A 9444-nucleotide genomic window follows, 5' to 3' on the forward strand; every position below is an offset into this window, starting at 1 on the left:
TTATTACCCTACCTGTTTTTTTTTAAAAACGATATTAATTCCTCATTCTTTTTCAATATCATTGGAATACATCACTTAGTAGGGTATTTCTTCACCTTCTCTGAAGATACCTGATTGTTTCAATAGTGCATCAACTAGGGTTGTTTTGCCATGATCAACGTGGGCAATAATCGCAAGGTTGCGAATGGGGAGAGACATAAATCTGTTAATTTAATGTAATGATTATTTATAGTTATTTCAATTCTACCTGATCATTGTTATTTTTTGTTAATTTTTGTTTTTATTTATTGATTTTTCAGCTCTCATCAGTATACGGATTGCTCATGGGAGATCATTTTTCTTAAAAGTCGATCAAAGTGCAAAGAGGCGATCGCCTTTTATTTCATGGATGGCTAGGATGATTAAAATATCAAGTAAGAAATGCTCATTTAATAGATAGTGATGATTCGGAACAAATAAAGAATAAGGGATAACTTTAATGGATATAACAGCTAGTCAAAATGATCGATTACTAATGGGTGAGTTTGTTGATTGATAAATATCTAAATTTTGTCCAAATCGTAAGGCTAAACCAAATCCTAAACCACCAAAACTAAAGATAATAGTGGTGAGGATAATTAATTTTTTGAAAATACTTAAGGAATTTTTTTCTTTCTGTTTGGGGGTATTATTAATGTCTCTTTTTTTGCTAACTATTTTTTTCTTCATTGCTGGATTTACTGTTTTTTTTGAGGAAGATAATTCTAAGTTAGGAGAATTAATTGTTGAGGGAGAAACTACAGTGGATATTTTAGTCATAACAATGTTCGATAAAATGTATTAAAAAAGTAAGATAGTTATTTGGAAGTTTTGGATGATACAATTGGGGCTTCAATACTTATTGTCTAAGATTTTTAGGCTAATATTTTAGGCTTCATGAGTCTGGGAAATGGTATAGATAGATAATTCATAAATGACTAATGATAAATCACTATTTTGGAAATGTCAAAAGAAAGATTAGTTTTTTGTGGGCAAATATTGTAAGGAAATTTTAACAAATATCAATTATTAGATGTTATATTTTGAAAAGTCTGTTTTATAACTAAATTTCTATGAAAATTCTTGACTCTAAAGGTCGTTTATTCGGTAAAGTAAATATTTTAGATTTAGGTGCGATCGCTGTTATTATATTAGTACTAATCGGTATTTTTATTGTGCCAGGTCCTCAAGGTTCGATCGCTCAAGTAGGAAGTAGTACTACTGATACTATCGAATTAAACTTATTAGTTAGGGGTTTAAGTGTTAAAGATCCTGATGCCTTATTAAGTGAATTTAATCAAAAAGCTAATGTTAATATTATCGTGCGCAATGAACCGGCAGGACAATTAACGGTTGAATCGGCTGAGAGATTAAAAAATTACGTTATTGTTCCGCAACCTGACGGTAGTGTAAAAGCCTTATTAGATCCTCGCCCTGAAACTTTTAGCCTTGATATGATGCTATTAATGACAGGAAAAGGAAAAGTTACCAATGATGGTGCAGTTTTAGCTAATCAAAAAATCAAAATCGGTACAGTGTTAGAACTTGATGGCACTAATTATAATTTTAGGGGGAGTGTTATCGGGGTTAATAAGAGAAGTTAGAAATCATGCACCAAAAAAACATCATCCTTTGATGGAAAATGAGGCTATTGTCGCCTATTTTTAATCAAGAGGGTTTATTTTATTCATTTACTCAGATCTTGCACCTCCTGTTATACTCTAATTGTAGATTATATTTTAGACCTAAAAAGATTCAATTTAACGTCAACGAAAGAGAATACTAAAAATTAAAGGAATATGCTGAAAGTATTGATTTATCAATGGCAGAAGTTTTAAGGGATTATATTAAGAGTCTCACTCCCCCTAAAGGGGGCAATACTACATCCCACAGAAGACAGCAAACACCATCCTTTGTGTTGAGTTTTTGTAAGGAGATGAAAATTAATCATTATTACGGCAGGAATGGCCAAACCAAGATCTTTCTTCTTGATTATCTGTGTATTTTGTCTCTAGAAGTTTGGTGACATCTTCAATATTTCCATCGGCAAGAATCCAACCATTTTGGACATCAGGGAAATCAATTTGACAATTTTCACATTTTTTGTCAGAGTAAAATCGAATTGGGCACCAAAAAGATTCCACATTACGAAGCATTTCCGTTCCTAATGACCATACGCCTGTCATCCAATCACAATATAAACACCAAATTAAATCATAACCGATTAAGCCTTCAAATTTTTGACGAGAAACATTTACCCAATCTTTAGTTTCATATTTAGGTAATTTTATCAACCAAGTTAAGGGAGGATAAATAATAATTTCACCAAAACGCACAAGCCAAAAAATAGGAATAGCTAAAGCTGTAATCCATACTGCTAAATGATTTCGCCATTTTCCTACTATACCGCTAAGAGTTCGGTGAATATTGGTTTTTGGTTTATTATGAATCGACTCATGGGCAAAAATCCAAATCCATAAAGTGGTAATTTCTGCTAATAAAGCCACCCCGACACCTTGCCAACTGGCAATTATTGAACCTACCATCAGGGGTATTAACATAAAGTAAGCTAGTGCTAAATCAATGCCGGGGGCATAACACAAAAAATCTGATGCTGTTTTTCCTACTTCTCCTAATTTTGGTAATAAATGTAAGATTATGATTCCAATGGATAAAAAAAGAATTAGATAAAGATATAACGGTAATAACATATTAGTTAAAATTTTACTTATATTATTGATTGATTATTGAAGATCTAAGTCTAACAATTTCTTTAATCTTCTGCCGTAAAATTTTAGATTATCTTTAGATTTAACCATATATTAATGAGAGGATATATATAGTTAATAACCAAGGTAAAATCCAGATAAAAAATTCTTTCAATCTTGATTTTAATTTAGGTTTTATCGATTTTTGTTCTCTAAAAATGACTTTACGGTAAAGATAATTGAGGGTAAAAGTAAATAATAAAACGATAATTTTTCCCAAGATGTCAGAGAATTGACTATAATCAATGTTAAAAATAAAAATAACTAGAGTTTCTAATATTATACCTGTGCAAAAAAAAGTCGCTAAAGGTAAATTTAATACCATGGGAATAAAAATTAATTCTGGTTGAATCAATATGCTAATAGCATAAATTATCATCCAAAATATAAACCATAAAATACTAATAATAAAATTTCGAGAAAACAAATTTTTAATATTAATAAATTCTTTTTTTTCTAACTGTTTATGTAAATTATGGCAGTTCATTTAATCGGTGTTAATAAAATAAATTTTGATTCAGGTATAGTTGTCTTTTGAAAACAATTTTGGTTAGGTTTTATCTCTGGTGTCATTTTATCGACAGATTGAAAAACATAACAGTAATTGTCACCGTCTATTGATAAATTAAGTTGAGATAAGGTTTCATTATTTACCAGTAAAGATGAGGGAAATTTGATCAAGTTTTGGATTTCTTCTAGGTTAGCAGGTATGACTCGATGTTCACTATAAAAGTTCATGGAAGGGCGCTCATAATCAAAAGAAATATAGACTGTTTCTTTGGGGTTTACTTTTTGTTTAACTACCGCTGCTACTGGTTTTACTGGATAGGCTTCGTTTAATTCCCATAACCAATAATTAGAGCTAAAAAACACCATTAAAGAGACATACATTCCCCAAAATAACACAGGTATAAATTGTTGATCTTGTTTAATTAAAAGAATTGTTGTCACAAAAAATGTAAGTGATAATAACCCTAAAACTGTTAATAAATTTTGATTATGAGGTTGAGTTAAGAGAAAATAGAAAAATCCTCCGGTAATGACAACACTGAGAAAACCGAAAAATATTTTCCATGGTTGAGGGTAGGGGATGAAAGAAGGTAAAGATTTTATTTGTGCTAATGCTACTCCTGCTGAGATGGATAAAGCTGGATATATAGGCAGAATATACCAAGGTAACTTTGTTCCCATTATTGACACGGCGACTAAATAAGCACTACTCCACACTAAAACAAATTTTGCCCAACTCCAATTCTGATTTTTGTAGGCGATCGCCATACCATAAATAGCGATAAAAAGCCAAGGATGAGGATATTTGAGTAATTCTAGTAAATAATACCAAATTGGTCCTTGATGGCCTTCTACGGCAGTAAAAATACGATTTATGGATTGATCTTTGATAGAAGTATTGATAAAATTTTCCCCATAATATTTATATTGTGCCACCTGCCATGTTATGACGGGAATAGTGCCTAAAAGTAAACCTAACCACAGATAGAAAGATGTGATTAATCGAGGTGTATCCCAAACCAGAAATAAAAATGCGATCGCAAGAAATAAAATTCCCATCATCCAACCTTTACTCAGACAGATTAAAGCAAAACTAAGCCCTGTCAGTAAAGCCCAACGTAAATCTCGTCTTGCCTTTAAAATAGACAAGATTAATAACATTTGAAAACATAACACTGCACCGTCTAGCATCGCTAATCTTCCATGACGAACTACAGGCATAGTGGTAAGATAAACTAAAGCGGAAAATAAGGCGTAATAACGGGGTAAAAATAATTCTCTAGCTAACAGATAAAGTAAAGGCACAGATAAAGCCGTTAATGAAGCACCTACAATACGAGTTGTAAATTCATTTATCCCGAAAAAACTGTAAACCAGAGCTGTTAAACTATGAATTAAAGGCGGTTTATTCAGATAAGGCTCATCCCAAATAGTCGGAAAAAGCCAATGAAAATCCTGAAAAGAAGATTGATAAATTTCCTTCGCTACTTGAGCAAAAGTGCCTTCATCCCAATCCCTTAAAGCTAAATCACCTAAGTGAAAATAATATAAAATTATCCCACTAAAAAAAAGAGCAAAAAAGTATAAAAATTCTACCCAATAGTCTTGAGATTTAATCCCATAGCGTGGAATTTTTGAGGTAAAAAGATGACGATTCATAGTAAAAAATTGATAGCAGATTATTCTAAAATAAAATATATAAAAGTTACATACAAAATTCTCACTTATGGGATGATTATAACTATTCGAATAACCCCCTTTAAAAAAATACTGAACATAGATACTATTGACAAAATATCTGTTTTTGGCTAGATATTTCTATAACAATACTAAATCATTCTGCTTGTTATTCTAAGTTCGATGTGAAAAACTTTAACTAATTTGGAACATTAAGCATAAAATACGGATCAACGAAAATATATATTTAATAGTTATGTTGACAAAATTTATTCTAAAAACAACCTCTAAATTAAGTTTTATCGCTTTATTTTGGTTTATTTTCAGTGCCTCTGCCCACGCTGCCTTAGAATTAAGAGTAGCCATCAAAAAAAACGTCAATAATCTACAAATCGGAAGTTCAACCCCCGCCATAATTCAAGATAGTGCAGGGCGTACTATCGGACAAGTAGAAGGAATGAACTCCTTTTTAGCTAAATCTAATGGTGGTAATGTTAATCTTGCCCAATGGAACTCTAATGCTATATGGTTAGAGCATAGCGGTGATGGTGTTATCTGGATTGGTGATCGCTGGTATCGTGGGAGAGTATTATTAACTCGTCAAGGAAGTGGTATTACTGCCGTTAATTATGTGGATATGGAAGACTATTTATATAGCGTAGTCGGTGCAGAAGCAGTTCCGAGTTGGCCTCAAGAAGCCTTAAAAGCCCAAGCTGTAGCTGCTAGAACTTATGCTTTGTATAAACGTAATACCAGTAGAAATAGTGTTTTTGATCTTGATACCACAACGGCAACACAGGTTTATAAAGGGTTAAGTAGTGAATATACTACAACTCATCAAGCAGTAAAAGCCACTGATGGGCAAATTATGACTTATAATAATCAACCTATTTTAGCTGTTTTTCATTCATCATCAGGTGGACATACCGAAAATGCAGAAGATATTTGGACTTCTCCTTTACCCTATCTGCGAGGGGTTGTTGATTATGATCAAACAGCTCCCGTATTTCAGTGGAATAAAAGCATTTCTCCCTCTGCTATTAGTCGTTTGGCTGGAGGTGTTGGTAATATTCGTGCCTTAATACCTCAAAAAACCACCCCTCAAGGTAGAATTGTGACAATGCAAGTAGTAGGCGATCGTAGTACTAGAACTGTTGCGGGAAGTGACTTAAGAAGTGCTTTAGATTTAAGAAGTACTTTGTTTAGAGTTTCTGCAGAAGGTAACGGTTTACAGGTATCTGGTAGAGGATTTGGCCATGGTTTAGGGTTAAGCCAATGGGGTACATATTATTTAGCACAAAATGGTGTTGAATATCGTCAAATTCTTGGACATTATTATCAAAATGCACGATTAGCAACTATGCGAACAAGATAGGTTTGATCTTTGCCGAAAAATAGTTACATTCAGAATATTTACTAATAATAATCAAACTTCAACTTAAAGCTGATCATGAAAATAGGTTTTCTTTCTCCCATTTCCTTGAATTATACTATTGAAACGGTATATCAAAGACCCCTAGGAGGTACTCATTCTGCTTTATGTTATTTAGCTGAAAAATTGGCTCAAAATCAAGAAGAAGTTTTCCTTTTTAATTCTATTTCTGAGGCTAGGGAGTCTAAAAATATTATTTGTATTCCTTGTAGCCAAATACCTAAATTACTAATTGATTTATTAGATGTCTTGATTGTGACTGATGGTTCTGATAATGGAAATCTTTATCGTTCAACTTTATTAAAAACCTCCCTTTTAATTTTATGGATTCAACATGATATTGATCAAAAAGCAGTTCAATCTTTGTCAGATTTAGAAAATCAAAATAGTTATGATGCTTTTGTTTTTGTTAGTGATTGGCAAAAAAATCGTTTTATTCAAAAATTTAATCTCAATCCAAATAAATGTTATGTTTTACGCAATGCTGTAAGTCCGTTTTTTGAGAACTTGTTTGTTAATCAAACTTCAATTATAAATCAAAAGTCGATTATTCCCATATTAGCTTATACTAGCACTCCATTTCGTGGGTTAGATCTTTTGCTAGATATTTTTCCTCTAATTCAGGAAGAAATACCTGAAACGAAACTTAAAATTTTTTCGAGTATGAAAGTATATGAACATAAAAATGAAGATGATAATGAATATGATTGGCTTTATGAAAAATGTTGTCACATGGAAGGGGTTGAATATATAGGCTCTCTTCCTCAACAACAGTTAGCACAAGAATTAAAATCCATTAATGTATTTGCTTATCCGAATAGCTTTAGGGAAACTTCCTGTATTTCTCTAATGGAAGCGATGGCTAGTGGTTGTTCTATTGTTACCAGTGATTTAGGAGCTTTATCAGAAACAAGTCATGGTTTTGCTAATTTGATTCCAATTCAAGATTTTGATTTTGGTGAGCAATATAAACAAAAGTTTGTTGAAAAAGTTATTCAAAAAATTCAAGAGTTTCAATGTCAGAATACAGAAGACTTAGAAAATTATTTACGGGAACAAGTCAAGTTTGTTAATAATAATTATACTTGGTCTATAAGAGTAAAAGAATGGATTGATTTGCTTAAAAATCTCCAACAAAAAAAATTAAATAGTCTTCAAACGATAGAAGTAAATAACAATATCTTGTTTTCTAGTTATAACAGTCAAAATGTTTCTTTGAAAAAATATTTTTATTTAGGTTTAGCCTATTTATTAGCAGATGATATTGAAAGTGCCGAATCAGCTTGGATGTCTTTATTTTTAAATAGCAATAATTTAGATGAGGATTTACAAAATTTGTTAAGAATTTTAAATGAAGAAGGTGTTAATCAATTTATTAATAATAATTTTAAAAAGGCTTTTTCTATTTATCATCAACTTCATGAATTAATGGCTAATGAAGAAAATAATCCTTCTGAATATGGATTATATTATTATAATTTTGGTGTACTCCTAGAAAAATTAGGGGATAAAGATAATGCGATAGAAATGTACTTAAAAGCGATAAAGATTGAACCTCATCGACTAGAATCTTATAATAATCTTGGTAATTTATATTCAGATATTAATAATTTTTTACAAGCCGAGTCTATTTATCGTCAAGGCATTGTAGCTAATCCGCAAGATTCGAGATCTTATTTCAATTTATTTAACCTTATTTATAATCAAGGAAATATAAAACAAGCCATTACTTTTGCAGAAGAAACTTCTCAAATATTTTCTCAAAGTTTACTGTGGAAATTAGAAAAATATTTAACAATTCCCCTCATTTATGAAAATTTAGAAGAAATTAATTAATACCGTGGTAAATTAAATGGAAGCTTAACACAAGTTTTTCAAGAAATAGATTTGAATAAACCTAATAACGAATATATAGAAGCCTTATCCAAAAAAAATAATTTTTATCTTAATTATCAAGGTTTAAATGATCTGGATTTACAGAAAAAATATGGAGATTTAGTACAGAAAATAATGGAGGTTAATTTCCCTCAGTGGATGACACCTAAATATCAGAGAAAAATCGATGAATTGAGGAAAATCAAAATAGGTTATGTCTCTAATTGTTTTCGTAATCATGTGGTGGCTAAATTAGCTCAAGGGCGGTTTAAAAATCATGACCGAGAAAAATTTGAAATTTATGGTTATTATCTTGATTCTTCTGTAGATAATCTTACTAAAGAATTTGAAAAATACAGTGATTATTTTTATCAATTATCTAATCAAATTGATATTATTGATGTTGTTGCTCAAAAAATTATTGATGATCAATTAGATATTTTAGTGTTTTTAGATATTGGAATGTATCCAGAAGTTACACTCCTTGCTAGTTTGCGTTTATGCCCTATTCAATGTACAACTTGGTTACATCCTATAACTTCGGGATTATCTAATATTGATTATTTTTTATCTAGTGATTTAATGGAGGCAAAAAATGCACATCAACATTATTCTGAAACCTTAATTCGTCTTCCTAATATTGGTATTTGTTATGAAAAACCTTTAATTCCTCCCGCCACAAAAACCAGAAAAGATTTTGGATTAAGAGAAGATGCTGTAATTTATTTTTGTTGTCAAAGTTTATATAAATATCTACCACAATTTGATTATATTTTTCCTTATATTGCACAAAAAATATCCAATGCTCAATTCGTTTTTATTAATCGTTTAAGCCCTTCTATTTTGCACAAATTTAAACAGCGTCTTAATCTTATTTTTGAGTCATTAAATTTCAATATAGATAATTATTGTATTTTTCTTTCTAATTTAACTCATGATGACTATTTGAATCTTAATCTTGTTTCTGATGTTTTTTTAGATACTTTTAGTTGGTCTGGAGGTAATACTACTTTAGAGGCGATCGCTTGTAACTTACCAGTAGTAACTTGTCCGGGAGAATTGATGCGAGGCAGACATAGTTATGGTATTTTAAAAATGTTAGGAGTTACAGAGACGATCGCATCTTGTGAAGAGGAATATATAGAAATAGCTGTCAGATTAGGT

At 31.0% G+C, this 9444-nt stretch carries 7 protein-coding genes and 2 pseudogenes; 4 read left to right on the plus strand and 5 right to left on the minus strand.

The genetic code is table 11. The annotated features are described in order from the left end of the window. Window positions 1–78: 78 nt before the first annotated feature. A pseudogene (locus FWJ34_RS15600) lies at window positions 79–198 on the minus strand (GTP-binding protein); the annotation flags it as partial. A 297-nt stretch (window positions 199–495) separates the two neighbouring features. Then, window positions 496–798 (minus strand): hypothetical protein, encoded by a 303-nt coding sequence (locus tag FWJ34_RS15605; RefSeq protein ID WP_308256263.1) that lies wholly within the window; start codon window positions 796–798, stop codon window positions 496–498. A 293-nt stretch (window positions 799–1091) separates the two neighbouring features. On the opposite strand from FWJ34_RS15605, the gene FWJ34_RS15610 reads away from it, so the two are divergent. After that, entirely contained in the window at window positions 1092–1622 is a 531-nt protein-coding gene (locus FWJ34_RS15610; RefSeq protein WP_308256264.1) for a DUF4330 domain-containing protein, read from the plus strand. A 339-nt stretch (window positions 1623–1961) separates the two neighbouring features. On the opposite strand, the gene FWJ34_RS15615 is transcribed toward FWJ34_RS15610, so the two are convergent. The 3 genes from FWJ34_RS15615 to FWJ34_RS15625 all read right to left on the minus strand — a co-directional run bounded on the left by FWJ34_RS15615 (window position 1962) and on the right by FWJ34_RS15625 (window position 4955). Then, window positions 1962–2729: a hypothetical protein gene (locus FWJ34_RS15615; RefSeq protein ID WP_308256265.1), complete on the minus strand. Its 768-nt coding sequence runs from the start codon at window positions 2727–2729 to the stop codon at window positions 1962–1964. A 100-nt stretch (window positions 2730–2829) separates the two neighbouring features. Then, entirely contained in the window at window positions 2830–3273 is a 444-nt protein-coding gene (locus FWJ34_RS15620) for a hypothetical protein (protein ID WP_308256266.1), read from the minus strand. Continuing rightward, window positions 3270–4955, minus strand: a complete 1686-nt coding sequence (locus FWJ34_RS15625) for a glycosyltransferase family 39 protein (protein ID WP_308256267.1) — start codon at window positions 4953–4955, stop codon at window positions 3270–3272. The genes FWJ34_RS15620 and FWJ34_RS15625 overlap by 4 nt, the downstream gene beginning before the upstream one ends. 274 nt (window positions 4956–5229) lie before the next feature. On the opposite strand from FWJ34_RS15625, the gene FWJ34_RS15630 reads away from it, so the two are divergent. The 3 genes and pseudogenes from FWJ34_RS15630 to FWJ34_RS15640 form a co-directional block, all read left to right on the plus strand. Continuing rightward, window positions 5230–6348 (plus strand): SpoIID/LytB domain-containing protein, encoded by a 1119-nt coding sequence (locus FWJ34_RS15630; protein WP_308256268.1) that lies wholly within the window; start codon window positions 5230–5232, stop codon window positions 6346–6348. A gap of 75 nt (window positions 6349–6423) precedes the next feature. Continuing rightward, complete coding sequence (locus FWJ34_RS15635) at window positions 6424–8241, plus strand: glycosyltransferase (protein ID WP_308256269.1); 1818 nt, start codon at window positions 6424–6426, stop codon at window positions 8239–8241. Between the two features lie 51 nt (window positions 8242–8292). Then, window positions 8293–9444 (plus strand): annotated as a pseudogene (locus tag FWJ34_RS15640) (hypothetical protein); the annotation flags it as partial.

The organism is Geminocystis sp. GBBB08 (assembly GCF_016743215.1).
GTDB lineage: Bacteria > Cyanobacteriota > Cyanobacteriia > Cyanobacteriales > Cyanobacteriaceae > Geminocystis.